At 58.4% G+C, this 25,267-nt stretch carries 20 protein-coding genes; 11 read left to right on the plus strand and 9 right to left on the minus strand.

Annotated elements, in window-relative coordinates:
- Nucleotides 1–26: 26 nt before the first annotated feature.
- Nucleotides 27–707: a Crp/Fnr family transcriptional regulator gene (locus C8N31_RS11145; RefSeq protein WP_037918906.1), complete on the minus strand. Its 681-nt coding sequence runs from the start codon at nt 705–707 to the stop codon at nt 27–29.
- A gap of 81 nt (nt 708–788) precedes the next feature.
- Nucleotides 789–1,661: a MurR/RpiR family transcriptional regulator gene (locus C8N31_RS11150; RefSeq protein WP_025049707.1), complete on the minus strand. Its 873-nt coding sequence runs from the start codon at nt 1,659–1,661 to the stop codon at nt 789–791.
- A 118-nt stretch (nt 1,662–1,779) separates the two neighbouring features.
- Between C8N31_RS11150 and C8N31_RS11155 the strand changes: the two genes are divergently transcribed.
- The 7 genes from C8N31_RS11155 (at nt 1,780) to C8N31_RS11185 (ending at nt 9,565) form a co-directional block, all read left to right on the plus strand.
- Nucleotides 1,780–2,559, plus strand: coding sequence for an N-formylglutamate amidohydrolase (locus tag C8N31_RS11155; protein WP_025049706.1), 780 nt, complete (start codon nt 1,780–1,782; stop codon nt 2,557–2,559).
- Nucleotides 2,547–3,116 (plus strand): TRAP transporter small permease subunit, encoded by a 570-nt coding sequence (locus C8N31_RS11160; RefSeq protein WP_025049705.1) that lies wholly within the window; start codon nt 2,547–2,549, stop codon nt 3,114–3,116. Before C8N31_RS11155 ends, C8N31_RS11160 begins: the two co-directional genes overlap by 13 nt.
- Nucleotides 3,116–4,441, plus strand: coding sequence for a TRAP transporter large permease (locus C8N31_RS11165; protein ID WP_025049704.1), 1,326 nt, complete (start codon nt 3,116–3,118; stop codon nt 4,439–4,441). The genes C8N31_RS11160 and C8N31_RS11165 overlap by 1 nt, the downstream gene beginning before the upstream one ends.
- A gap of 50 nt (nt 4,442–4,491) precedes the next feature.
- A complete protein-coding gene (locus C8N31_RS11170) occupies nt 4,492–5,523 on the plus strand; it encodes a TRAP transporter substrate-binding protein (RefSeq protein WP_025049703.1) in 1,032 nt (343 codons plus the stop codon).
- 57 nt (nt 5,524–5,580) lie between these two features.
- The gene (locus C8N31_RS11175; RefSeq protein WP_025049702.1) at nt 5,581–6,933 is read left to right on the plus strand and encodes a glutamine synthetase family protein; all 1,353 of its coding nucleotides are present in this window, start codon (nt 5,581–5,583) and stop codon (nt 6,931–6,933) included.
- Between the two features lie 105 nt (nt 6,934–7,038).
- Nucleotides 7,039–8,415, plus strand: a complete 1,377-nt coding sequence (locus tag C8N31_RS11180) for an aldehyde dehydrogenase family protein (protein ID WP_025049701.1) — start codon at nt 7,039–7,041, stop codon at nt 8,413–8,415.
- 4 nt (nt 8,416–8,419) lie between these two features.
- Entirely contained in the window at nt 8,420–9,565 is a 1,146-nt protein-coding gene (locus C8N31_RS11185) for an iron-containing alcohol dehydrogenase (RefSeq protein ID WP_025049700.1), read from the plus strand.
- A gap of 60 nt (nt 9,566–9,625) precedes the next feature.
- Here the strand turns inward: C8N31_RS11185 and C8N31_RS11190 are convergent, their stop codons facing one another.
- Nucleotides 9,626–10,162 (minus strand): hypothetical protein, encoded by a 537-nt coding sequence (locus C8N31_RS11190; protein ID WP_025049699.1) that lies wholly within the window; start codon nt 10,160–10,162, stop codon nt 9,626–9,628.
- A gap of 741 nt (nt 10,163–10,903) precedes the next feature.
- Between C8N31_RS11190 and C8N31_RS11195 the strand changes: the two genes are divergently transcribed.
- The 4 genes from C8N31_RS11195 to C8N31_RS11225 all read left to right on the plus strand — a co-directional run bounded on the left by C8N31_RS11195 (nt 10,904) and on the right by C8N31_RS11225 (nt 18,747).
- Nucleotides 10,904–14,326 carry a glycosyltransferase gene (locus C8N31_RS11195; RefSeq protein WP_025049698.1) on the plus strand — a complete coding sequence of 1,141 codons (3,423 nt, stop codon included), beginning with the start codon at nt 10,904–10,906 and terminating at the stop codon, nt 14,324–14,326.
- Nucleotides 14,326–16,899 (plus strand): DUF3131 domain-containing protein, encoded by a 2,574-nt coding sequence (locus tag C8N31_RS20215; protein WP_025049697.1) that lies wholly within the window; start codon nt 14,326–14,328, stop codon nt 16,897–16,899. Before C8N31_RS11195 ends, C8N31_RS20215 begins: the two co-directional genes overlap by 1 nt.
- Nucleotides 16,900–16,974: 75 nt before the next feature.
- Entirely contained in the window at nt 16,975–17,607 is a 633-nt protein-coding gene (locus tag C8N31_RS11220; RefSeq protein ID WP_170116161.1) for a helix-turn-helix domain-containing protein, read from the plus strand.
- Between the two features lie 12 nt (nt 17,608–17,619).
- Nucleotides 17,620–18,747 (plus strand): cupin, encoded by a 1,128-nt coding sequence (locus C8N31_RS11225; RefSeq protein ID WP_051544656.1) that lies wholly within the window; start codon nt 17,620–17,622, stop codon nt 18,745–18,747.
- A 56-nt stretch (nt 18,748–18,803) separates the two neighbouring features.
- Here the strand turns inward: C8N31_RS11225 and C8N31_RS11230 are convergent, their stop codons facing one another.
- Genes C8N31_RS11230 through C8N31_RS11255 form a run of 6 tightly spaced genes read right to left on the minus strand, consistent with a single transcriptional unit; the run spans nt 18,804 to nt 25,267 of the window.
- On the minus strand, nt 18,804–19,511 hold the full coding sequence (locus tag C8N31_RS11230) for an SDR family oxidoreductase (protein ID WP_025049694.1): 708 nt from the start codon (nt 19,509–19,511) through the stop codon (nt 18,804–18,806).
- 11 nt (nt 19,512–19,522) lie between these two features.
- Entirely contained in the window at nt 19,523–20,359 is an 837-nt protein-coding gene (locus tag C8N31_RS11235; protein WP_025049693.1) for an NAD-dependent epimerase/dehydratase family protein, read from the minus strand.
- 3 nt (nt 20,360–20,362) lie between these two features.
- Nucleotides 20,363–21,574, minus strand: coding sequence for a pyridoxal phosphate-dependent aminotransferase (locus C8N31_RS11240; RefSeq protein WP_025049692.1), 1,212 nt, complete (start codon nt 21,572–21,574; stop codon nt 20,363–20,365).
- Nucleotides 21,571–22,344, minus strand: a complete 774-nt coding sequence (locus C8N31_RS11245; RefSeq protein WP_025049691.1) for an HpcH/HpaI aldolase family protein — start codon at nt 22,342–22,344, stop codon at nt 21,571–21,573. Before C8N31_RS11245 ends, C8N31_RS11240 begins: the two co-directional genes overlap by 4 nt.
- Nucleotides 22,344–23,558 carry an NAD(P)/FAD-dependent oxidoreductase gene (locus C8N31_RS11250; RefSeq protein WP_025049690.1) on the minus strand — a complete coding sequence of 405 codons (1,215 nt, stop codon included), beginning with the start codon at nt 23,556–23,558 and terminating at the stop codon, nt 22,344–22,346. Before C8N31_RS11250 ends, C8N31_RS11245 begins: the two co-directional genes overlap by 1 nt.
- Nucleotides 23,555–25,267: a hydantoinase B/oxoprolinase family protein gene (locus C8N31_RS11255; RefSeq protein ID WP_025049689.1), complete on the minus strand. Its 1,713-nt coding sequence runs from the start codon at nt 25,265–25,267 to the stop codon at nt 23,555–23,557. Before C8N31_RS11255 ends, C8N31_RS11250 begins: the two co-directional genes overlap by 4 nt.

The raw sequence follows: 25,267 nt of genomic DNA on the forward strand, positions 1-25,267 counted from the left end.
GACAATGTCACCAAGGCCAAAGGAGATTATCCCACGTGCCCCGCCAATTGTTCCAACGCGGCGCGATTGGTCATGGTGATGCTGCCCCGCCCCTGCGCGATCCAGCCGCGGCGCTGGTATTCTTGCAATTGCCGCGAGATCACCTCGCGGGCTGTGCCCAACTCGACCGAGAGTTTCTGGTGGGTCGTGGCGACCTTGTCCGCGCCTTCGGATAGATCAATCAACCGGTCAGCCAAACGCACATCAAGCCGTTGAAAGGCGACCTCGTCAATCATCCGAAACAGATCGGTGATCCGCTTGGAGAACGCCGCAAAGACAAAGTCACGAAAGGACTTGGATCGCGCCACCAAATCATCAAACACATCACGCGGCACCGCCGCCGCTTTCACCACGGTCTCCGAAATCCCCTCAGCCGCGTAATCCTCATAGGCCAGCAAACAGGCAGTGGTCAGCACGCAGCTTTCTCCGGCGTGAATGCGGTACAGCACGATCTCGTGGCCGGTCTCAGACACTTGTTGCACCCGCACTGTGCCATCCAGAAGAAACAGCATATTCTCTGGCGACCGATCCGGCCCGAAAATCATCGTGTCTTTGGGCACATCGACAATTGCACTGCGGCTCAGCAAGGTCTGTTTGATCTCCGGCTCCAGCCGCGCCAGCCCGGCAAAGCGTTCGACCCAATCGATGGTCAGATCTGTTTGCGCCATTGATCCCGTTCCCTTGCTCTGCTCAGGTCTATCTTGCCACTGCCAGCCACCCGGCGCCATGGGGCAACTTGCCCAGTTGGGTCAGGTGAACTTACGGAACAATTTGGTCTGGTCGAACATCTCTTCAAGCTCCTCCATACGCTCTTTTGTGTCGCCCCAGCTCAGGTTCTGAACCGCCGAGATCATGGTTTCGGTCAGCAGCATGGTGGTCACCGCGCTGTCCCATGCGGAGGGCACGACAATTCGGCTCGACAGGCTGATGTCAGCCAACTGATGCACCGGAGAGCGCCATTGATCGGTAAACAGGATTATCTTGGCCCCCTGCGCATGGGCCATTTCCGCCAGCTTGAGCGTGTTGTTCTCGTAGCGGCGCACGTCATAGATCACAAAGACGTCGCCTTCCTTCACATCCAAAAGGTAATGCGGCCATGTGTTTGACGTGGATTGGATGTGGGTGATCTTGGGGCGGATCACCTGCATGTGCAAAAACAGGTATTCCGCGAGCGTATGTGTGATGCGCCCGCCGACAATGTACAGGTGCCGCTGATCATCGGCCACCAGTGCGCAGGCTTCATCAAATCCTTTTGGGTCAATCTGGCCAAGGGTATGGCGGATGTTGTCGATCACCGCGTCGGTAAACCGATTGAGCATATGTTCTGACGGGGCATTCTCGGCCCAAGTGTCGTGCTTCTCGATCGGGTCTTTGGCTTTGGCCTTTAGCTCTTCGCGCAGCTCGGACTGAAAATCGGGATACCCTTTGAACCCCAGCTTTTGCACCATCCGCGCCACCGTGGGCACCGAAACATTGGCATCCTTTGCCAGCGCGGTGAGCGGGCCAAGCCCGGATGCGGGGTAATTTTCGAGGATGGAATGGGCCAACTGCCGCTCTGCGCGGGTCAGATCATCCAGCTTTTCCTGAATGCGATCTGAAATTGTCAGTGGTGCCTCAGACATAGTCACCCTCCCCTTTTGATTGATAATATAACAAATGAAACTTTGTTGTGATATATTTTTCACAATTTTGTTGACAGAGTGCCCTGTCGCCGCTCAGTTTGGCCGTCATGGAGGCGTGATGACGGACACACAGAATCAAGAACAAACAGACGTTGTGCAGGTGGTTAACCCCGCGGCTGGCTCTTCTGTTGTGTTGGTCTGCGAACATGCCTCGCACTATATTCCCGATTGTTTTCATAATCTTGGCCTTTCGGGTGACGCTCTGACCAGTCACGCGGCCTGGGATCCCGGTGCGATGCCCGTGGCGCAGCGGCTGGCCGAACGGCTTGATGCGGCGCTGGTGGCCAGCTGTATCTCGCGGCTTGTCTACGACTGCAACCGCCCGCCCGAAGCGCCAGATGCGATGCCGCCAAAAAGCGAGATTTTCGACATTCCGGGCAACCTCAATCTGTCTCAGACCCAGCGCGATGCGCGCACCGAGGCCTATTACCTGCCCTTCCGCGATGCCGTGGCCAAGACCGCCGCGCAGGTGGCCGAGCCGGTGATCGTCACCATTCACAGTTTCACTCCGGTCTATCACGGCAAGACCCGTGCGGTTGAAATTGGCGTGCTGCATGACAGTGACACGCGGCTGGCTGATGCGATGCTGCAAAATGCGGCGGATCACACAAAAGCGGTGGTTGAGCGCAATGCGCCCTACGGCCCCGAACATGGTGTAACCCATACTTTGAAAGAACACGGTATCGCAGGCGGTCATATGAACGTGATGCTGGAAATCCGCAATGATCTGATCGACACGCCCGAGCGCCAGACAGCCATGGCCGATATGATCGCCGAATGGATTTCAGACGCCTATAAATTGACCCAGGCAAAAGGGGCCGTGACATGCGTGGCGTAATGCGCGGCTATATCACTGCGGTGGACGCGGTGAACTATCGCATGGGCCGGATTGCCATGTACGGCATCTTTGTCCTGATGGGCGTTCTGCTGTGGTCTTCGGTCAGCAAGACCTTTTTCCTGCCTTCGCTTTGGACGCTGGAAATGGCGCAGTTTGTGATGGTTGGCTATTACATCCTTGGCGGTCCCTATTCGCTGCAACTGGGATCGAACGTGCGGATGGATCTGCTTTATGGTGGCTGGTCGCCGCGCCGCAAGGCATGGGTGGATCTGTTTACCGTGTTGCTGTTGATCTTCTATCTTCTGGTGCTGCTCTACGGCGCCATCAGCTCAACCGCGTATTCGCTGGGCTATTGGAAGACAGAGCCGATTTCCTATCTCTTTGGCGTGATCACCGGCAGCGAAGAGGTGGGGCGTCTTGAGCGGTCTTCCTCCGTTTGGCGGCCCTATATGTGGCCCATCAAATTGGTGATGATCATCGGGTTCACACTGATGATCCTGCAATGCCTTTCCGAATTCTGCAAAGACGTGCTGCGCCTGAAAGGTGAAGAAATATAATGCCTTACGAGTTGATCGCCACGTTGATGTTTTCAACCATGATGCTGATGCTGCTGACCGGCCAGCGAGTGTTTGGTGCCATCGGGTTTATTGCCGTTGTTGCCGCTTTGCTGCTTTGGGGCGACAGGGGCGGCTTTGACATTGGCTTTGCCGCTGCGATGAAGCTGATGAAGTGGTATCCGCTTTTGACGCTGCCGATGTTCATTTTCATGGGCTATGTGCTGTCGGAATCCAAGATTGCCGACGATCTATACAAGATGTTCCATGTCTGGATGGGCGGCCTTCGCGGCGGCTTGGCCATTGGCACAATTGGCCTGATGGTTCTGATTTCGGCGATGAACGGGCTGAGCGTGGCAGGTATGGCCATCGGGGCCACTATCGCCCTGCCGGAACTTCTCAAACGCGGATATGACAAACGCATGGTGACGGGAGTTATTCAGGCTGGATCGTCCCTTGGTATCCTGGTCCCGCCTTCGGTTGTTCTGGTGCTTTATGCGATGATCGCGCGGCAACCTGTGGGGCAATTGTGGCTGGCCGGTGTGGTGCCGGGGTTGATGATGGCCACGATGTTCATCGCCTATATCGCCATTCGGTGCCGGATTAACCCGTCGCTTGGTCCGGTGCTATCTGCCGAAGACCGCGATATGCCCCGCGATGAGAAACTGCGCCTGCTGCGCGCCGGTCTGCTGCCAATTATCATCTTTGCGGTGATGATGGTGCCTTTCGTGAATGGCTGGACCAGCCTCGTGGAAAGTTCTGCAATTGGCGCGTTGGCAGCATTTGTTGCCGCAGTGATCAAGGGGCGTATGACACGCGAGGTCTTTGAAAATTCGGTCCGCAACACGTTGGGTATCACGTGTATGTTCATGTGGATCATCCTCGCCGCGCTGGCCTTTGGTGCGGTCTTTGACGGGCTGGGCGCGGTCAAGGCGATTGAGAACCTCTTTACCGAACAACTCAATCTCAGCCCGTGGATGATCCTGATTCTGATGCAGCTCAGCTTTATTCTGATGGGCACCTTTCTGGATGACACAGCGATGCTGGTCATTGTAGCGCCGCTTTATGTGCCGCTGGTGGGGGCGCTTGGGTTTGATCTGATCTGGTACGGCATCCTGTATACCATCACCACGCAGATCGCCTATATGACACCGCCCTTTGGGTATAACCTGTTTTTGATGCGTGCCATGGCACCGCCCGAGATTTCGCTGCGCGATATCTACGGGTCCATTACCCCTTTTGTGCTGGTGATGGTGCTGGCCCTGACCCTCGTGATGATCTTCCCCGGATTGGCCACATGGCTGCCCGAGGTTGTCTACGGAAACTGACAAACAAGAAGCCGGGCCAACCGGTGTAACCTTCAACAAGGAGAACGACCATGACCACAAGACGTAAGTTTATCCAAGGGGCCGCCGTTGCGGGCCCGGCCGCGCTGGCCACGCCTGCGCTGGCGCAAAGCACAATCAAATGGCGGATGCAGACCTATGCCGGCGCCGCATTGGCCGCCGAGGTGATTGATCCGGCGATCAAGATGTTTAACCAGATCGCTGGCGACCGCATGCAGATCGAGCTGTTCTATGCCGATCAGCTGGTTCCAACGGGCGAATTGTTCCAAGCGATGCAGCGCGGCACAATCGACGCGGTTCAATCCGATGATGACAGCATGGCATCCCCCACCGAAGTGACCGTGTTTGGCGGCTATTTCCCGTTTGGCTCCCGCTATAGCCTCGATGTGCCGGTGCTGTTCAACCAATACGGCCTGAATGAGATCTGGGACGAAGAATATTCCAAAGTTGGCGTCAAACATATCTCTGCTGGGTCTTGGGATCCGTGCCACTTTGCCACCAAAGATCCGATCAACAGCCTGGCTGATCTGAAGGGTAAACGCATCTTTACCTTCCCAACTGCGGGCCGGTTCCTGAGCCAGTTTGGCGTGGTTCCTGTGAACCTGCCATGGGAAGACATCGAAGTGGCCGTGCAAACGGGCGAGTTGGACGGGATCGCGTGGTCGGGCATCACCGAAGACTACACCGTTGGCTGGGCTGACGTGACCAACTACTTCCTGACCAACAACATTTCTGGCGCTTGGGCGGGATCGTTCTTTGCCAACATGGACCGCTGGAACGAGCTGCCCGAAGATCTGCAAACCCTGTTCCGGGTCTGCTGTGACCAGTCGCATTACTATCGCCAGTGGTGGTATTGGGGCGGCGAAGCCAACCTGCGCGTCAATGGTGACAAGCTCAAGCTGACCACCATCCCGGACGAAGAATGGGCCACCGTCGAGAACGCCGCCCAGGAATTCTGGGAAGAGATCGCAGCAGAAAGCGACGTCAAACGCCGCGTTGTTGATATCTTCAAAAAGTACAACGCGGACATGGTCAAGGCTGGCCGTCCGTACCGTTACGGCTAAAACAAACTGTAGGGTGGGGATACTCCCCACCTTACGCCTCTATCTGAAAGGGATCACATGAACTTCGACGATCTGAAAGCCCGCGTCTCGGACGGCAGCATCGACACCGTGCTGGCGTGCTTTGTGGATATGCAGGGCCGCCTGATGGGCAAACGCTTTCACGCGGTGAATTTCGTTGAAACCTCTTACGCAGAGACCCATTGCTGCAACTATCTGCTGGCCACAGACCTTGAGATGGCTACGCCCGATGGCTATGCCTCAACCTCATGGGAAAGCGGTTATGGCGATTATGTCATGCAGCCCGATCTGGCCACGATCCGCCCGGTGCCATGGCTTGAGGGCACGGCGATGGTGTTATGTGATGTACTGGACCACCACACCCATGAACCTGTCCCGCATTCGCCCCGTGCGGTCTTGAAAAAACAGATTGCCCGCCTTGAGGCGCTTGGCTTTGACGCGATGATGGCGACCGAGCTTGAGTTCTTTTTGTTTGAACAAAGCTATGATGAAATTCGCAAAAACGGTTTCCGCGATCTGACCCCGATCAGCGGTTACAACGAAGATTACCACATTTTCCAGACCACCAAGGAAGAGGGCGTGATGCGGCCGATCCGCAACCACTTGTTCAACGCTGGCCTGCCGATTGAAAATTCCAAAGGCGAGGCAGAGACCGGTCAGGAAGAGCTGAACATCCGCTATTCCGCCGCGCTCGATTGTGCCGACTACCATTCGATTGCCAAACACGCGATCAAAGAAATCTCATGGCAGCATGGCCGCGCCGCGTCCTTCCTGCCCAAGTGGCATCATTCCAAGGTCGGCAGTTCCTCCCACGTTCACCAATCGCTTTGGGTCGATGGCAAACCGGCGTTCTTTGATCCTGATGCCAAATTGGGCATGTCCGAATTGATGAGCCATTACATGGCTGGGCTGATTGCCTATTCGCCAGATTACACCTTCTTTCTTGCGCCTTATGTGAACAGCTACAAACGCTTTTCCAAAGGCACCTTTGCCCCGACCAAAACCGTTTGGTCCGTGGACAATCGCACCGCTGGTTTCCGCCTGTGCGGCGAAGGCACAAAGGGCGTGCGCGTGGAATGCCGGATTGGCGGCTCGGATCTGAACCCCTATTTGGCGCAGGCCGCCATGTTGGCCGCCGGGATCAAGGGTATCGAAGACAAGATGGCCCTGCCCGCCCCGACCACGGGCGACGTCTATGAAGACGCCAAAGCCGCCGACATCCCGCAGACCCTGCGCGCGGCGACTGAAACCCTGCGCAACTCGAAATTCCTGCGCGAAGCGATGGGTGATGATGTGATCGACCACTACACCCGCTGCGCCGAATGGGAACAAGAAGAGTTCGACCGTGTGGTGACGGATTGGGAAATCGCCCGCGGGTTTGAACGGGCTTAATTGCGCGGCTTGCATGGGCCGCACGCCATCGTTAACGGGCAGCGATGCTGCCCTCTTTCGCTGTGAAACATCCTCTTCGGCGCTGCCGACATTCGGAGACAAGACATGAGTACAATCACCTGTATTTCGCCCATTGACGGGTCGGTTTATGCCGAACGTCCCGCGTTGACCGCCGAGGCGGCCAAGGCTGCCGTGGACCGCGCAACAGCAGCGGGGGCCGCATGGGCCGCGCGGCCGCTCAAGGAACGGATTGATCTGGTCATGGCCGGTGTGGCCAAGGTTGGTGAGATGAACGAAGAGATCGTGCCGGAGATCGCCCATCAGATGGGGCGGCCGATCCGTTATGGCGGGGAATTTGGCGGCTTCAACGAACGGGCCAGCTATATGGCCGAGATCGCCGAAGAGGCGCTTGCCGATATTGAACTCGAAGACAGCGGCGCGTTTCGCCGGTTGATCAAGCGGGTGCCGCATGGTGCCGTGTTGGTGATCGCGCCGTGGAACTATCCTTTTATGACAGCAATCAACACCGTCGCCCCGGCCCTGATCGCGGGCAATACTGTGATGCTGAAACATGCCTCGCAAACGCCGCTGGTCGGTGAACGGATGGCGCAGGCGTTTCATGCCGCCGGGGTGCCTGAAGATGTGTTCCAGAACTTGTTCCTTGACCACCAAACCACATCCGATCTGATCGCCGACAAAAGCTTTGGCTTTGTGAATTTCACCGGATCTGTCGGAGGCGGCAAAGCGATTGAAACCGCCGCCGCCGGCACTTTCACTGGCATCGGGTTGGAACTTGGCGGCAAAGACCCCGGCTATGTTTGCGATGATGCGGACATCGATGCGGCGGTGGATACGCTGATTGATGGCGCGATGTTCAACGCCGGGCAATGCTGTTGCGGCATTGAGCGGATCTACGTGGCAGAGCAGCATTTCGACGCTTTTGTCGAAAAGGCCGTGGCCATTGTGAAGGGCTACAAGCTGGGCAATCCTCTGGACCCGGAGACAACCCTTGGCCCAATGGCGCAGGCCCGCTTTGCCGAGGACGTCCGCGCCCAAACCGCAGAAGCGGTTGCCGCAGGCGCCACCGCGCATATTGATCCGGCAGATTTCCCGCAAGACGGCGGCGCCTATCTGATGCCCCAGATCCTGACGGATGTGACCCACGACATGCGCGTGATGCGCGAGGAAAGCTTTGGCCCGGTTGTGGGCATCATGCCCGTGAAAGACGACGCCGAGGCAATCGCGCTGATGAACGACAGCAACTTTGGTTTGACGGCCTCGGTTTGGACGGCGGACACCGCCCGCGCCATGGCGATTGGCGATCAGATCGAAACCGGCACTGTGTTCCAGAACCGCGCTGATTACCTTGATCCCGGTCTGTGCTGGACCGGCTGCAAAGACACCGGGCGTGGTGGGGGATTGTCGATCATCGGCTATCACAACCTGACACGGCCCAAATCATATCACCTAAAGAAAGCCTGATCCGATGACGCTCACTGCAAATTGGTCCTATCCCACCGCCGTCCGCTTTGGTGCGGGGCGCATTTCTGAAATTGCTGATGCCTGCAAAGCCGCTGGCATCACCAAACCGCTGCTGGTTACTGATCGCGGTTTGGCCAACATGGAGATCACAACCCGCACGCTGGATCTGCTAGAGGCGGCGAGCATGGGCCGGGCGATCTTTGCTGATGTTGACCCGAACCCGAATGAGAAAAACGCCGAAGCGGGCGTGAAGGCCTTTAACGAGGGTGGCCATGACGGCGTGGTTGCCTTTGGCGGCGGCTCTGGCCTTGATCTGGGCAAGTTGGTGGCTTTCCTTGCTGGTCAAACCCGCCCCTTGTGGGATTTTGAAGATATTGGCGATTGGTGGACCCGCGCCGATGCAGACGCCATTGCGCCAATTGTGGCAGTGCCAACCACGGCAGGCACCGGTTCTGAGGTGGGCCGCGCCTCCGTGATCACCAATTCCGAGACCGAAGAGAAAAAGATCATTTTTCATCCCAAGTTCCTGCCCAGTGTGGTGATCTGCGACCCCGAATTGACCGTTGGCATGCCGCAGTTCATCACGGCGGGCACTGGCCTTGATGCCTTTGCCCATTGTGTTGAGGCATTTTCCTCGCCGCATTATCATCCGATGTCGCAGGGTATGGCGCTGGAAGGCATGCGTTTGGTTAAGGAATACCTGCCCCGCGCATATGCGGATGGCACGGACCTTGAGGCACGTGCACACATGATGTCCGCCGCTGCGATGGGGGCCACGGCATTTCAAAAAGGGCTCGGTGCGATCCATGCCCTGTCCCACCCGATTGGCGCGATGTATCACACGCATCACGGCACCACGAATGCGGTTTGTATGCCTGCGGTCTTGAAGTTCAACGCGCCCGCCATTCGCGGGGTGTTCGACAAGGCGGCGCGTTATTTGGATATCGACGGCGGCTTTGACGGGTTCTGTGCGTTTGTTGATGATTTCAACGCACTGTTTCAAGTGCCGCGCAATCTGGGCGAGTTGGGGATCGAGACCCCCGATATTGACCGGATCGTAGCAGGCGCATTGAAAGATCCAAGCACCGGCGGCAATCCTGTTGAGATGACCGAGGAAAACACCCGCAAATTGCTTTTGCAGATCGTTTAAGCCTCTGCCCTCAAACAATAGAACGGTCAGGTGCACAGCGCCTGACCGTTTTTTTTGGCCCTATCGGAACACGCGGCACCCGGTTTCGGTGATTGCGCCCTTTTCGACGGGGTAGTTGCGTTTGGGGTTGATGATCGCCCGCTGAATGCCCGTCAGCCGGCGCATACATTGATTGGCCGCAGCATTCCCGGCGCGTCGTCCGTCCACATAGATGTCGAGCCAGACATAACCCTTATAGCCGCTGTGGCAGGGCCCGTTTTGGGGCGCATTCCCATCACCGCAGAGGTCTTCGACGATGGCGTATTTGCGCAGGCGCGGGAAATAGAACCGCGTGCCAGCCGGGAAGTCCATGATGCTGCGGCTGCCGCGTTTGACATGGCCGACCGCCAAGGTGACAGGGTCGGCATAGGTGCCGGTGCCGCCGGCGCCCCTGTGCAAGACGGGTCGCGCAATGGCCGTTGAGCCGCGCGGCGTGTTGTCCCAAAAGCTGTATCCGGTAAGAAATGCGCTGAATTGCTGTTCGGCTTGCGCGGCCCCTGCACCCAGCATCAGGCCGAGCGCCATCGTGACCTGCAAACAGGTTTTCTTGATCTGCATCTGGTTGATCCTCTTCGGTTTTTCGAGATCGGCAACGCGGTTTTTGTCGCTGCCCGACGCCTTCGAAACCTCAGCTAGATTTTATAACATGCTGTTAATTGCCGTCCCTGCGGGCGCGCTCTAACCTGCCGCAATGGCCTTGATCGGACAGGTCCGCGCCAAGGGCTGCACGGGCGTATAACAGATGGTTAACCATGTAGAGGATTGCTTTTGCGGCCAAACGCGACTGAAAATCCTGCCTAATCAATTTTACAGAATCACATGACAAATTCGCGAAACTTTCAGCCAAAGGCTGTTTCAAATTCGCGGGAATCAACCCTTGCGGTCTTTGCCATTCAATAATCTTGGCCGATCACGCAGATAAACCCCGTCTCAGAAACAATGGTGCCACATTGCCCTGCAAATCAGGGCGAAAATGTGCCGTTTGATGACTCGCCCAATTTTCGACATATACTAAGCTCATTCTCTTCAATGTTGGCGGATTTCCCGCGAATAGAGAACTGAATTCTAGTGGGTCTTTCTGGAGGGTGGCCAGACCGACCTAGCGCGCACTGCCAGTGCGGATCTGCCAACACGGCAGGTCCTGGGGGGTATTGCAACCAACTAGACCAAATGGACCGGGCTACAGATTTTGGACGGCGCTTTGCTGGCGCGGCTCAGGGTTTGTCCGGTCTTTGACATGTAGACCAAAGGCTGCCGCCCGATGAAGACAACAGTACGCAACACCGAAGGATCCCGTGGATGAGCCGCCTTGCGCGTTCATATACCGAGACCCGCGTTGCACGTGGCAAGTCGGATCGGGTGTTTCTGGACCCCAGCAACCGGCGCCGGTCGCGGGTGCTCCTGTCTGCGATGACCTTGTTTGCCGCTGTTTTGATCTGGCTGGTGGTGTTTTCCATCTCTTTGGTCTCCACACGCGGGATCAAGGCGGCGCTGCCGGACGAGATTATCACGCTCAAAGGTGAGTTTCATCAAACCGGCACTCATGATCATGCCAGCCATCTGCATGGTGCGGGCGGCAATCTGCCTGCGATCGAACGCTTTGCGCTTCAGGAAACCTCCAAGTATCGCTGTATTGCCGAGGACAAAAACGCCTCCGAAAATGCCCAGCGCGTTTATGCGGTTGTGCCCAGCCATCTGGTTGAATCGCCAGCGTCCCTGACCGAAAGCTGCGATGTTGTGGATGTGGTCATGCCAATGTGGTTCGACCTGCGTGTCGAACAGGACGCCCTGCGCGTTGGCGGTTTGGCCGATGACGCGCGTGAGGCTGTCCGCGGATATGTGGCGCAGCAAGAAGGCCGGGTCGAGGTCTTGCCGATCCTGCGCTTTGATCCATCAAGCTATTCCTATTTCGAGACCGCGAGGGGGCTCCGCGCGGTGGCGGCGGCACTGTCTGGTTTTGCTGACGACCTGGCCAAGAGCGACGAGGCGGTGGGCCTTTGCATTGATGCCAGTCTGATTGCAGCAAAAGGCAGTGCCGCCCTGGCAGAGGTGTTTCGCCCCTTCGCCAGCCGGATGGCCGATTTGGGCCTCCAGTCCTGCGGCGTCATCTCGGCCACCACCGAAGACGCCAATCTGGTGGTCACGGATCATTTCCTCGATCTGGTTGTTGTTAAGGGCTTTGAAGAACCATGGGTCGGGTCCGCCCCGCGCCCGGTTGCGGCACGTGACTGGTTTGAACAGCGTGTGATCGCGGTGCAGGACATCGTTGCCGAAGACAAGCTGGTGATGGCGCTTGGCAGTTTCTCTGTGGATTGGGTCTCGGGCCGGGCCAAGCCGGACACAATGCCCTATGCCCAGATGGCATCGGCCCTGGCCGAGGCTGAGGCGACACCGACCTTTATTCCGGCTGCCGGTGCCGCACAGGCGATCTATGTGGATGACAAAGGCCGCCAGCACCGCAGCTGGATCCTTGATGCGGCCTCTGCCCACAATCAGTTGATGTGGCTGAAAAAGCGCGGCGTGCGCGGTGTTGGCGTTTGGAACCTTGGTTATGAAGATCCCGGTCTCTGGGCGGTTCTGGATCAGGCGCAGCATGACACCCCGCTGGATGGCGATACGCTGAGCAACGTTGTGTTTACCAACTACGTGAACCGCATTGGTGCTGGGCCTTTTGTGGCCCCTGTCTCCATGCCGGTGATTGGGCAGCGTGAGGTCGTGCTGGATCCGCAGACAAATCAGGTTCTGGACGTCAAATATGACAGCATGGCCCGTCCCGCCAGCGTCCGCCTTTATGGGCGCGGCACCCCCAACAAGGTGGTCTTAACCTTTGATGACGGCCCGGTGCGCAACTACACCACCGAGACTCTGGATATCCTCAAAGAGACCAATACACCTGCGTCGTTCTTTGTGCTGGGCCACAATGCGCTGCAGAACCCTGATCTGATTGAACGCATTCTTGAGGACGGTCACGAGCTGGGTTCGCACACCTATTGGCATCCCCATATGAATGACATTTCCGCCTCCCGCGCGACGGTTGAGGTGAATTCGGTGCAATTGCTGGTCAACGGCATCACCGGACGCAGCATGCGCCTGTACCGTGAGCCCTATATGCGCAGCGGCGGGCCGATCACCTCCAAGGAAGTGGCATCGCTGCTGCCGTTGGAAGAGGCCGGATATATCATTACCGGTATGGATATCGTGCCACGCGACTGGCTGACCACCTCTGCTGAGGAACTGGCGGCTGAGGTGATCCGTCAGGTCGAAGAGAACGCGGGCGGCGTTGTTCTGCTGCATGACGGCGGCGGCGACCAAACCCAGACCGTTGCAGCCCTGCCTATCTTGATCGCGGATCTGCGGGCCAAGGGGTATGAATTCACCTCTATCGCCGATTTCCTTGATACCAACCCCGAAACCCTGATGCCGCATGTGGATGGGATCAGCACGGCGTTCAGCAGTGTGTCCTTCAAAGCGGTTGGCAATAGCTGGTCTTTGCTTGAGATCACGTTCTGGTCGGTCTTCGGTCTTGGCCTGTTCCGCGGATTGCTATTGTTGTTCCTGACGTCCCGCCGCAAACGCCATGTGGCCAGCTATGCCGCCGAGGTGCCAAGCGTGACCGTGGTGATCCCGGCCTATAACGAGGCTGATGTGATCACCCAGTGTATCGAACGGGTTTTGCAGTCACAGTACCCCTATTTCGACATTATCGTCGTGGATGACGGGTCAACCGATGACACCTACGCCAAGGCGCTGCCCTATGGCACTTTGCCCAATGTGACAGTGTTGACCCGACAGAACGGCGGCAAATCAGCGGCGATGAACCGGGCGCTGTTTGAGACCGAAAGTGATGTGTTGATCTGCATTGATGCGGATTCGCAAATTGCGCCGGATGCGGTAGGCCTGCTGGCCGGTCACTTTGGCGATCCCGATATTGGCGCGGTCGCGGGGCGCGTGGTTGTGGGCAACCGCAACAATCTGCTGACCCGTCTTCAGGCGCTGGAATACATCACAGCCCAAAGCGTGGAACGCCGCGCCAAGGAATACCTCAACGCGATCACGGTTGTGCCCGGTGCCATTGGCGCATGGCGGACCACCGCCTTGATGGAGGCAGGTATCTTCTCGACGGAGACCCTGACCGAAGACGCCGACATGACCATGGCCGTGATCCGGTCCAACTACCGCGTGATCTATGAAGACCGCGCTGTGGCCAAAACAGAGACACCCGCCACCGTGTCCGGTTTGCTGACCCAGCGTTTGCGTTGGTCGCTGGGCATGATGCAGGCGGGCTGGAAACATCTGGGCGCGGTGATCGAAGGGCGCAAGCTGGGCCTGATTTCCCTGCCTGATCTGGCGATCTTTGGTTATTTGATGCCGCTGCTGGCGCCGCTTGCCGATTTGTTCTTGCTGATCCTTGCGGGCGGCTATGTGATGGGCTGGATCAATGGCACCGAACCTGCCGTCACCACTGCTGTGCCGCCCACCTTGTTGCTGGCTTATCTGATATTGCCGGTGCTTGAGCTTTTCACTGTTCTGCTGGCGTTCAAGCTGGACCCCAAAGAAGATCGCCGTCTACTATGGCTCATCCCGATGCAGCGCGTGTTCTATCGCCAGCTGCTGTACATTTCGGTGATCCGTGCCCTGTGGCGCGCCACCACGGGTTCACTTGCCAAATGGGGCCATGCACAACGCGCCGGTTTCCAGTTCGACCAGACGAGACAGTCATGATGAACCGCCGCAATTTTCTAAAAGCAAGCAGCGCCCTGCCGCTGGCCTTGGCCCTGCCTGGCACCATGGCGCAGGCCCTGAGCAAATCGCGCAACACGATTGTTGTGATCGACGGGATCTCGGCGGCCGGTGATGCCGGCAGTCTGTCGGCGACGATGGAAGGATTGATCCGGCTGGGTGTGCCGATCAGCTGCATCGTGGAAACGGCCCATCCAGAGGCCGGCCCGCTGCGTGCGGATCATCCGGTGTCGACGCTGCTGCGCGATATGCGGGTCCGATTGCCCGGTTTGATTGACTTGCTGCCGGTGCTTCCCGATTTGGCACGCCGAACCACACATTTCCAAGCCCGAGAGGCCTATGACGCGCAGCACCGCCTGTTTGATGCGCTTTGGGGGGATCGTGAGGGTCAGTCCGCAGGATTCCGCCCCCGCGCTGTTGCTTGCGACATGTCCGAAAACGCGCTGCCGCCAACCGGCGTGCGCACCAGCGGCATCCGCAATGTCCTGATGCGCCCCCCCGCAACCGCCAGCGCAGCTGTGCAATCTCAGGCTTGGGACAACGGCGTTGTGCGTCTGATCGGCGGCAAGCGGGTCCAACTGACCGACGCGGCCACGCAGCTGCAAAATGATCCGGCCAACCCCGGCGAGCGTGTCTTGTACCTCTCCGCAACAGATCTGGCCGCCCTTCCTGCCGCTGAGTTGCCTGACCTTGCCGCGCAATTTGCCAATGCTGTGATGCAGCCCGATGGCGACACATGGGTCAGCCCGATCCTCGCCTCTGATGTACAATTCCGCGATGCTTATAGCTACAACCGCAAAATGGCGTTGCATTTCATGGCCACCCCCGGATCATCGGCAGTGGAACGTGCCATCCTCACTGATTTCCGGCTTGATCTGCTCAATGCCGGTCTGCCCTCCAGTTTTGGTGAGGCGGTTGAGACCGGCCAGACAGATCGAGACGGCACCGGTTATTGGATCGATATTCAGCGCACCAAAGCGGTGCTGCCCATCCTGCCGGTGCAACACTACCTTGCCGGTTCTGCCGCACTCGACCCTGCCGCGCTGAACGCGGATCGCAACAGCTTTGGCATGGGGGTGGAATTTCGGCCGCGCAGCACCGCCCACGCCGCCGGGATCACCGAAGACAACACCATGGTTGTCCCCGCAGAGATCATCCGTGACCCCGGCCAATTGGCTGAACTGGACCGCGGCGAGTATGGCACCGAAGATTTCACCGTCCTGATCTCCGATCAGGTGCTGCAAAACGCACCGCAGCGGAAAATCCTGAAGCAGGCCCTGCTTTCGCTGGCCGACGACGGGATCACCCGTCCTGTCACCCTGCCCGAGTATGTGCGCGGGATCACTCCAAGCGATGCCTACCTGAACCACTTCCGCCGAACCGCCGCCTATGCGGGCCGCGCCCGTGGATCAGATCGGGCGCAGGGCCGCCAAAGCCATGCGCAGCTGATGGAAGACGCCAAGACCGCGTGGCGCTATTTTGAGAAATGGACCAACCGCCGGACCGGCCTCTGCCCGGCAACGGTCAATTTCTCCGGCAGCGGTTCCACCCTGCACGAAGCCGTCACGATGTGGGACGTCGGCAGCCATATCAACGCATTGGTTGCCGCCAACGAGCTGTCTTTGATCACCGACAAGGCGTTTCAAACCGCCATCCGCAAAATCCTGCCCAACATCGCAGGCCGCAAATCGCAGGGACGTCTGCTGCCGCAAGGGTGGATCGCCACGGACAAAATCAAATGGGGCGTCAAGGATTTTGATGGCTGTGACGCCGGGCGCCTGATGGCCGCGCTTTACAATCTGGACACCCACAGCGCCACCAAGGACCGGGCGGAGCCGACCGTGCGGTCCTGGGATCTGGACAAGGTGATTAAGGACGGCGTGATCTACAACGTGACGGATGGGATCGAGACCACGACCTACCGCTCCCACTGCGCCCATTACGCGGCTTGGGCGTTCCGCACCTGGAGGCTTGAGGTCCGCTCGCCCTACGAGGTGTTTGACGGCAAAAGCGAAACCGACGGGCGGATCGCCCTGTTGGAAGCGGGCGGGCATATCGGGCCAATGGGGGCAGAGCCGCTGTTGCTCGAAGCGATTGAACTGGGGATGTCGCCGGAATCGGAATACCTCGCCGATGTGCTCTTTGCCGCGCAGCTTGAGGAATATGACGAGACCGGAAACCTGACCTGCGTGTCTGAAGGGCCCATCGACCGCGCCCCTTGGTTCACCTATCAGGGCATCCAGTTTGACGCGCCGGGGCGAATCTGGGCCACAGATACAGTCGCCAGTCTGCCCGAACACCGCTCCCCCGAGTTCCGCAAGAAAAACCATGTGGTCAGTTCCAAGGCGGCCTATCTCTGGGCGGCTTACAAGAACCACGACTATTGTGACTTATTGGTCGATTACGTGCGCGAACGGGCGCGGACGGACAATGGCTTTGCCTCCAGCATCTACCGCGAAACGGGCAAAGCGACGGCGACCTACGCCGACATCAACACCAATGCGATCATCCTGCAATCTATCGCCCAAATCATGCGGAACGCAGAAAGCCAGTAGCGGCCTCATTGCTCTCAGTATTGCAAACTCATTACAGATATGTAATGCTCCCCTCTAAACCGGATGGGGATGCTTGTGGCACAACTAGACAGACCACCGACAGACGATACCGATCTTTGCATTGGCACACGGCTGCGCGAATTTCGTATGGCGCAGGGGTATTCTCTGGCAAAACTTGCGGCGGTCACTGGTATCTCGGATGCGACCCTGTCCCGCGTGGAAAACGCGCAAACGCTGGTCTCGGCTCATAATCTCTATATCCTCAGCCAAGCGTTGAACGTGGATATCACCGCATTCTATGAACCTGCTGCCCATCCGATCCGCAGCGGCATAAGGTCAGTGTCCCGCGCCGGTGAGGGCCGCCAGATTGACACGGCGCGGTTCACCTCCGCCGTTTTGGGTGCCGATCTGTCGAACAAAAAAATGCACCCTGCCATCGATGTGGTAACCGCGACCGCGCTGGATCAAGTGGGCGGCATGGCCAGTCACAGCGGCGAAGAGTTCCTGCTGGTGATGGAGGGCGTGCTTGTCCTGCATTCAGAGCATTACGCCCCCCTGCGCCTGAACGCCGGAGATTCCATCTATTTCGACGCGGGCATGGCGCATGCCTATCTCACGCCCGATGGTACGCCCGCCCGTATTCTGGTGGTCAATTCCTCCGAACCCGATCTGGGCGATGCTGCGCCTGTTTCCACTTCCTCCTCCTGAAAGGCCACCAAAATGAACGCTGACCTAAACCTCAAACCCGAGGCGATCCGAAGCGCCGAACTGGTCCTGCCTGTGCAAGACCTGAAAACCGAGATGCCGTTTTTCCTTGGCCAGTTGGGCTTCCGGCTGGACACGATATATCCTGCCGATGATCCGGCTGTGGCGGTGGTTTCTGGTCACGGTCTGCGGCTGCGGCTGGAACGCGGCGCAGCGGTCGCGCCGGGCAAGGTGGTGCTTTATTGCGATGCGCCGGATGATCTGGGCGGTGTGGGCGCGATAGTGACCTCACCCAATGGCAATCAGGTCGAGATACAGGATGCCAATCCGCCGCTGGTGATCCCTGAGACGCAACATTCCTTCATGGTGCGCCGCTTGGCCGACAGCGACAGCTGGATCATCGGGCGGGCGGGCATGCGATATCGCGATCTAATCACCGACCGTCTGGGCGGGTCAATCATCGCCAGTCACATCCGCATTCCCGATGGCGGGCCGGTGCCGGATATGGTGCATTATCACACCGTCGGTTTTCAGCTGATCTTTTGTTATCGCGGCTGGGTGCGATTGGTCTATGAAGACTATGGCGAGCCGTTTATCCTTGAGGCCGGAAATTGCGTGATCCAGCCGCCGCAGATCCGCCACCGGGTGCTTGAAGCGTCAGACAATGTCGAGGTGTTGGAGATCGGCGTGCCTGCGGAACATATCACCACCATTGATCACGAGATGGAGCTGCCCAACGGCCCCGCGAACCCCGATCGGGAGTGGGACGGCACCAAGTTCGTGCATCACCGCGAGGATCAGGCGACTTGGACCCCATGGCGTGTGCCCGGATGGGAGGCGCGTGATACGGGCATTGGTGCGGCCACCCGAGGCATTGCAGGGGTACAGGTCAGCCGCCCCGGCACGAATGCACAGGGTGCTTGGACCAGCCATGACACCGATATCCTGTTCACCTTTGTCAAAGAGGGCAGCCTGACCCTTGAGGCCGACAGCGAAGGGCGCAAAACCCATGATCTGGTTGCGGGGGATGCCTTTGTCCTGCCGCCGTTCCTCAAGACCCGCTATGTCAAACCGTCAGACGATTGCGAGCTGATCGAGGTGACCTTGCCCTCGTCCTTTGGGACGACCGTTCATCAGGATTAAACGCAAAGGGCCGCTCCAGGGGGCGGCCCTTTGCTGCATTATCGCGCAACAGTAGATCAAACAGACCGGGTGATCCCGCCGTCAACGCGGATATTCTGGCCGGTGATGTAAGCCCCGCCGGGTGAGGCAAGGAACGCGACCACGCTGGCAATCTCGCTTAGCGAATTGCCGTATCGTCCCATCGGGATCATCGAACGGAATTCCTCTTTTTCCGGCAGGCTGTCGATAAAGCCGGGCAAGACATTGTTCATACGAATGTTCTCAGCGGCATATTTATCGGCAAAAAGCTTGCTAAAGGCGGCAAGCCCGGCCCGCATAACGCCTGACGTTGGAAACACCGGATTGGGCTCGAACGCGGCAAAGGTTGAGATGTTGATAATCGCGCCGCCACCTTGTTTTTGCATGATCGGAGTGACCAAACGCGACGGACGCACCGCATTTAGGAAATAGACCTCCATCCCTTCGTGCCAGTCGTCATCGGTTAGCTCAAGCACAGGTGCCCGAGGGCCATGGCCAGCAGAATTGACCAAGGTGTCAATGCGGCCCCATTTCTCCATCGCAAGATCGACCAGCTTTTGCAGATCATCATTGGATTTGTTGGTGCCAGTGATCCCGATCCCGCCCAATTCTTGCGCCAGTGCCTCGCCCTTGCCGGAAGAGGACAGGATCCCGACCTTGTACCCATCGGCAGCCAATGCGCGGGCGCTGTCCGCGCCCATGCCGCTACCGCCGGCGGTGATCAGTGCAACTTTGATATCACTCATAGTGTCCTCCATCAGGTTTCTTTTTTGTCGTTCACAATGTTCATCGATGCCACGCCGCTGTTTCCCAGCTCGACCGAGGCAAACGGGCCGCCGTGGCACATGTTGCCGGGGTCTTGGTTGTCCATCGGCGGGGTGTCGGCAAGCACCTGTTCGGCAAATTGTTCGGCGTTGTCTTTGGGGCGGTAACCGAGGAAAGACGCCTTGGCATTGTCCACCGGCACGCGGTCATTGTTTGACACGCCGTAAACGACGCTGAAACCCGTCACTGGGGTGTCGATGGACCGCTGCACCAGCTGAATCAGATCGTCATAAGACAACCATGATCCAAGCGCCCGCGCGTTGTTGACCTGTGCGCAGGACAGGATGCGCATATGCACGCTTTCCAGCCCGCGTTTGTCCCAATACATGCTGCCCAGATCCTCGGCAAAGCATTTGGCCAGACCATAGAAGGTATCCGGGCGGTGCGGCGCATCCACGCCGATAAAGTCGGTCTTGGGGTGCATCCCAACCGCATGGATCGAGCTGCCGTAAACCACGCGGCGCAGGCCTTGGCGATAGGCAGCTTCCCAGATGTTATAGGCCCCGATGAAATTCGGGCCGAGCAGTTTTTCAAACGGGCCTTCATCCGCATAGGCGCCCATATGCACAACCATGTCCGCGCCTTCGAGAACCTTCAGCATGTCATCAAGGCTGGCCAGATCACCCTTCATGTAGGTCTCACCGGGATAGAGGGTGCCAATGTCATCCACAATGTCGGTCGAGACAAGTTCATCACACATCCGGGTCAGCGGTTCGCGCAAGTAGGAACCAAGGCGGCCAGCGGCGCCTGTCAAAACGAGTTTTTTCATGGGTCAGTCTTTCTTGAGTTTTGATGTGGCCTGGGCAAGGCGGTTCATCGCCTTGTCCAGAACCTCGGCCGAGGTGGCCGTCGAGAGGCGGAAATAGGGTGACAGCTCATAGGCGCTGCCGGGTACGGCGGCGATGCCTGCCGCGTCCAGAAGATAGGCGGCAAAATCGATGTCGCTGGCAATCACATAGCCGTCTGGCGTCCTTGCTCCGATGAAATCCGCGCAGCCAATATAGGCGTAGAAAGCCCCGCCCGGTGCGTCGAGTGTCAGGCCCTCAATCGGCGCGATCCGGTCTACCACCAGATTGCGGCGTGCCTCGAACGCGGCGTTGAACCGGCGCACGTCGTCTTGGGGGCCGTTCAATGCGGCCACGGCAGCGGCCTGCGCGATGGTGCAGGGGCCAGAGCTGATCTGCGATTGCACCTTGGTCATTGCGGCAATCAAGGGCGCGGGGCCGCCCGCATAACCGATCCGCCATCCGGTCATGGCATAGGCTTTGGAAACGCCGTTGACCGTAAGCGTGCGGTCTTTCAGATCCGGACATGCGGCGGCAAAGGACAGGAAGTTGCGCCCGTCGAACAGGATGTGTTCGTAGATCTCATCAGACAGGATCAATACCCGAGGATGATCGCGCAGCACTGCGCCCAAGCTGCGTAGGGCCGCATCATCATAGGTTGCGCCCGCCGGATTGGATGGGCTGTTGAGAATGATCCAGCGGGTCTTGGGCGTGATCGCATCCGCCAGCGCCTTGGGCGTTAGGCAAAAGCCATCCTCGGCCTTGGCTTTGACCGTCACCGGCACACCGCCAAGGATCAGCACCATATCTTTGTATTGGCCAAAGTAGGGCGCACAAAGCACCACTTCATCGCCCGGCTCCAACGTTGCCATCAGCGCGTCAAAGATCACCTGTTTTGCGCCATTGCTGACAATCACTTCGGTTTCGGCAGAATAATTCAGATCGTTCTCGCGGGCGAATTTGGCACTGACCGCTTGCCGCGCGGCCAATGTGCCTTGGGTGGGCGGATAACGGGTGTCTCCGGCCAACGCGGCCTGATGCGCCGCTTCAACGATATGGGCAGGCGTGTCAAAATCCGGCTCGCCCAACCCCAGATCAATGACATCGCGGCCTGCGGCCTTGGCGGCCTTGGCGGCTTGACTGACGGCGGCGGATGCAGATGGCTTCACTGTGGCAAGACGGGCTGCGGCATAGGTCATCTGAGCTGGCCTTTCACCTCTGCCAACAAGGCATCGCTGGCCTTGGCCAACAGGCCGGTGTCACTGCCGCAAGCAACAAAAGTGAACCCGTCGTTCAGCAATTTGGCGGCAAATGCCGGATCAGACACCAAGGTGCCAACTGGCATGCCCTTGTCCATCAACCGCCGCGCAACCGGCATGATCGCATTCCAAACCGCATCATCCATCGGCTTGCCCAGCAGGCCCATATCGGCGGCAATATCCGCCGGTCCAAAGAAGATCCCGCTGACACCGTCCACGGCGGCAATATCCTCGGCTTGTTCAAGCGCCGATGCGGTTTCGATCTGCAACAGAACCGTGGTTTCATCGGCAACTTTGGCAAAATAATCCCCCACGCGGCCAAACTTGTTGGCCCGCGTGTTGCCCGACACACCGCGCATGCCCAGCGGCGGATAGCGGGTAGCGGCGACTGCTTTTTGCGCTTCCTCGACCGTTTGGATCATCGGAAACAACAGCCCCGGCACGCCCATATCGAGCAGGCGTTTGACGATCACCGGATCATTCCATTCGGGCCGCACAATGGCGGTTGTCTGGCTGGAGGCAAAAACCTGCAACTGGCCCAGAACGCTAAAGTAATCGTTGGGCGAATGCTCCATATCGATCAGTGCCCAGTCATAGCCGCTTGGCGCTGTGACCTCGGCGGCAAAGGCGCTGGCGAAACTGATCCAGAGGCCAAGCTGCTTTTGCCCTGCGGCAATGGCATGGGTAAACGGGTTCTGCTCCAGATCCATTAGATCACTGCCTTCTCGCTGACCGGCCGGTTTTGCCCGATCCGGTTGAAATGAAACTCGCTCAGGTCGAGGGTCTTGTAGTTGCCATGCAACATGATCTCGGCGGTGCCGCGCCCCATGGCCGGAGATTGTTGCAATCCGTGGCCCGAGAAACCGTTGAGGAAAAAGAAGTTCGAAACCTCATCATGTGGCCCCAAGATCGCGTTGTGATCAAAGGTGTTGTAGGAATAATGCCCTGCCCATTCGGACTGCACTTTGATCGCCTCAAACTGCGGGATGCGGGTCGCGAGGGTTGGCCAGATATGGTTTTCCCAGATCGAATGATCCATCGCGAAATCATCAAAGTCCACCGCCGGATCAATATCCGCGTGTCCGCCTGCCTGATAGGTGCCGCCGCCGTTTTCGCGCACGTGCACGCCAGAGGGATCAATTGTCAGTGGCAGGTCGCGGTCCAGCGGCTTTTCTGCCGTGAATATCCAGGTGAAACGCTTGCGCGGCTCAACCGGAATTTCGATCCCCGCCATTTGCGCGGTGCGGTTGGCGCGGGGGCCGGAGGCATTCAAAACCTGTCCGCAAGACACGATCTCGCCCGAGGACAGCGTGACACTTTCCACCTGCGTGCCGGCGGCATTCTTGGTGATTGCGACGACCTCGTTCTGGATATACTCAACCCCGGCCTCCTTCGCGGCGCGGCGCTGGCAATCAAACACGGCTGTGCCGTCCCAATAGCCTTCGTCAACCAGATTGATCGAGCCAAGCACGATGTCATCAAGGTTGTAGAATGGATAGGCCTGCGCAATCTCGTCGCGGGTCATCAACTGGGTCGCCGCCCCTGCGGCATGCTGAATTTTCTGGTTCTCGCGCAATACATCGGCAAAGCCGTCATTGTCCGCCAGATACATATATCCAAAACTGCGGATACCAAGGTCAGGCACACGGGTGTCGCCGCCCATGTATTCGCGCAGGTTTTTCACAAACTCGGCGGCAAACTGCGAGATTTTCACATTAAGCTGGGTCGAGAACTGCTGACGCATGCAGGAATTCGTGTGCATGGTTGATGAGTTCTGATAGGTCGGATCACGCTCCACCACCAGAATGCGTCCGTCAAAATCTTTGTCCTTGGACAAAAACCAAGCGGCCGACGATCCCATAATGGCACCGCCGACGATCACAACATCATAGTTTTGATGTGCAGGGGCTTGCAGTTTGCTCATGCTAGGTTCTCTCCTTTGTTGATGGCCGCTTGCACGGCGGCGATGTCTTCGGGGCTGAGCCCATAGTCTTTTGCGGCGGTCTCGGCCGAGATATAGCCGCGGGCCAGATCGCGTTTGACCAACGCCGGATCGCGCTGGGACGGATCGCCGTAGCCAGCACCGCCGGGGAAGGCCATCATCACCTTGCGGCCATGAGGCACAAATTGTTTGCCCTTGCCGTTCATTGTGCTGCCGTCATCCTGCGCAATCGTAGTGGGTGCGCCGGACGCGCCGCCACGGCGACCACGGGCCGGATGATCCACCCTGTCAAACATCGCCTGAATGTCAAACTCGTATCCTTCTTGTGCGCCCACTTCCATGAATTGCCCCAGACCGCCCCGCTGTTTGCCCGCGCCGCCGCTGTCTTCGCGCAGTTCCTTGCGCCAGATGATCACCGGGCCGACATGTTCGGTGGCCTCTACGGGCATGGTCATCACGCCCGAAGGGAAGGCCGTGGCGTTCAACCCGTCATGTTCGGGCCGTGCGCCTGATCCACCAGAATTGAAGGTCAACACCTCGGACCGCCGCGCGCCTTTTGGCGCAGGGCCATCGCTGCGCGGGCGCAAGGAAACCTGGAAGTTACACAAACATCCGGCTCCTTCGGCGGGCACCAGATCCGGCAGGATCTTATCGAGCGCATCATAGACCGTATCAGGCACAAAATGCCCAACGATATGGCGCAGGGCCACGGGTGCGGGGTGCACCGCATTCACGATGGTATCTTCGGGCGCGGTGATCTCAAATGGTGCAAGTGAGGCCGCGTTGTTCGGGATCTCCGGCGCGATCGCGCATTTGAGCGCATAGCAGGCGTAGGCCTTGGTGTAGACCAGCGGGCAGTTGATGCCCTTTTTGTCGACGCCGGTGGTGCCGGTAAAATCAGACAGGATGCGATCCTCTTCGATACTGACCTTGACCCTAAGCGTGATCTGCGTGGCAAAGCCATCCACCGTCATCTCGCCCGAGGCGGATTTGCGCGGCAGGGCGTTGATCCGTTCCAATGTGGCACGGCGGGAGTTTTCGAGGATGAAACCGCCGATCCCGTCCAGATCGTCCAGATCGAATTCCTCCATCATCTCGGCCAGCCGGCGATGGCCAATCTCGTTGCAGGTGGTCAGGGCAAAGATATCCCCGACCAATTGATCCGGCTCGCGCACGTTCCCGCGAATGATACGCACCAGCGTTTCATCCACCTCACCGCCTGCGGCGAATTTCATGATGGGGATATACAGCCCCTCTTCGTAAACACTGGCCGCATCCGCGCCAAACCCTCGCCCGCCGATATCCACGATATGCGCGGTGCAGGCGAAGAACCCCACGATAACACCCTTGTGAAACGAGGGCGTGACCATGGTGATGTCATGCAGGTGGCCGGTGCCTTCCCATGGATCGTTGGTGATATAGACATCACCCTCGATGATATTCTGGCGCCCTATCCGGCGAATGAAATGCGCAACCGCATCGGCCATCGCGTTAACATGCCCCGGCGTACCAGTGACCGCCTGGGCCAGCATTTTGCCGTGGGTGTCATAGACCCCTGCCGACAAATCGCCCGCCTCGCGCACAGAGGTGGAAAACGCGGTGCGCACGAGCGCCTGCGCCTGTTCTTCGACCACCGAAATCAGGCGGTTCCACATGACCTGATAGGCGACGTTTGAATGTTGCTTTGCCAT

This window comes from Sulfitobacter mediterraneus (assembly GCF_003054325.1).
GTDB lineage: Bacteria > Pseudomonadota > Alphaproteobacteria > Rhodobacterales > Rhodobacteraceae > Sulfitobacter > Sulfitobacter mediterraneus.

What these genes read in the sequence shown, in the direction of transcription:
- C8N31_RS11240 (WP_025049692.1), bottom strand. Translation starts at nt 21,574, where the DNA reads ATGACCTATGCCGCAGCCCGTCTTGCCACAGTGAAGCCATCTGCATCC.
- C8N31_RS11255 (WP_025049689.1), bottom strand. Translation starts at nt 25,267, where the DNA reads ATGGCAAAGCAACATTCAAACGTCGCCTATCAGGTCATGTGGAACCGC.
- C8N31_RS11165 (WP_025049704.1), top strand. Translation starts at nt 3,116, where the DNA reads ATGCCTTACGAGTTGATCGCCACGTTGATGTTTTCAACCATGATGCTG.
- C8N31_RS20215 (WP_025049697.1), top strand. Translation starts at nt 14,326, where the DNA reads ATGAACCGCCGCAATTTTCTAAAAGCAAGCAGCGCCCTGCCGCTGGCC.
- C8N31_RS11145 (WP_037918906.1), bottom strand. Translation starts at nt 707, where the DNA reads ATGGCGCAAACAGATCTGACCATCGATTGGGTCGAACGCTTTGCCGGG.
- C8N31_RS11180 (WP_025049701.1), top strand. Translation starts at nt 7,039, where the DNA reads ATGAGTACAATCACCTGTATTTCGCCCATTGACGGGTCGGTTTATGCC.
- C8N31_RS11160 (WP_025049705.1), top strand. Translation starts at nt 2,547, where the DNA reads ATGCGTGGCGTAATGCGCGGCTATATCACTGCGGTGGACGCGGTGAAC.
- C8N31_RS11195 (WP_025049698.1), top strand. Translation starts at nt 10,904, where the DNA reads ATGAGCCGCCTTGCGCGTTCATATACCGAGACCCGCGTTGCACGTGGC.
- C8N31_RS11170 (WP_025049703.1), top strand. Translation starts at nt 4,492, where the DNA reads ATGACCACAAGACGTAAGTTTATCCAAGGGGCCGCCGTTGCGGGCCCG.
- C8N31_RS11230 (WP_025049694.1), bottom strand. Translation starts at nt 19,511, where the DNA reads ATGAGTGATATCAAAGTTGCACTGATCACCGCCGGCGGTAGCGGCATG.
- C8N31_RS11150 (WP_025049707.1), bottom strand. Translation starts at nt 1,661, where the DNA reads ATGTCTGAGGCACCACTGACAATTTCAGATCGCATTCAGGAAAAGCTG.
- C8N31_RS11185 (WP_025049700.1), top strand. Translation starts at nt 8,420, where the DNA reads ATGACGCTCACTGCAAATTGGTCCTATCCCACCGCCGTCCGCTTTGGT.
- C8N31_RS11250 (WP_025049690.1), bottom strand. Translation starts at nt 23,558, where the DNA reads ATGAGCAAACTGCAAGCCCCTGCACATCAAAACTATGATGTTGTGATC.
- C8N31_RS11225 (WP_051544656.1), top strand. Translation starts at nt 17,620, where the DNA reads ATGAACGCTGACCTAAACCTCAAACCCGAGGCGATCCGAAGCGCCGAA.
- C8N31_RS11245 (WP_025049691.1), bottom strand. Translation starts at nt 22,344, where the DNA reads ATGGATCTGGAGCAGAACCCGTTTACCCATGCCATTGCCGCAGGGCAA.
- C8N31_RS11175 (WP_025049702.1), top strand. Translation starts at nt 5,581, where the DNA reads ATGAACTTCGACGATCTGAAAGCCCGCGTCTCGGACGGCAGCATCGAC.
- C8N31_RS11155 (WP_025049706.1), top strand. Translation starts at nt 1,780, where the DNA reads ATGACGGACACACAGAATCAAGAACAAACAGACGTTGTGCAGGTGGTT.
- C8N31_RS11235 (WP_025049693.1), bottom strand. Translation starts at nt 20,359, where the DNA reads ATGAAAAAACTCGTTTTGACAGGCGCCGCTGGCCGCCTTGGTTCCTAC.
- C8N31_RS11190 (WP_025049699.1), bottom strand. Translation starts at nt 10,162, where the DNA reads ATGCAGATCAAGAAAACCTGTTTGCAGGTCACGATGGCGCTCGGCCTG.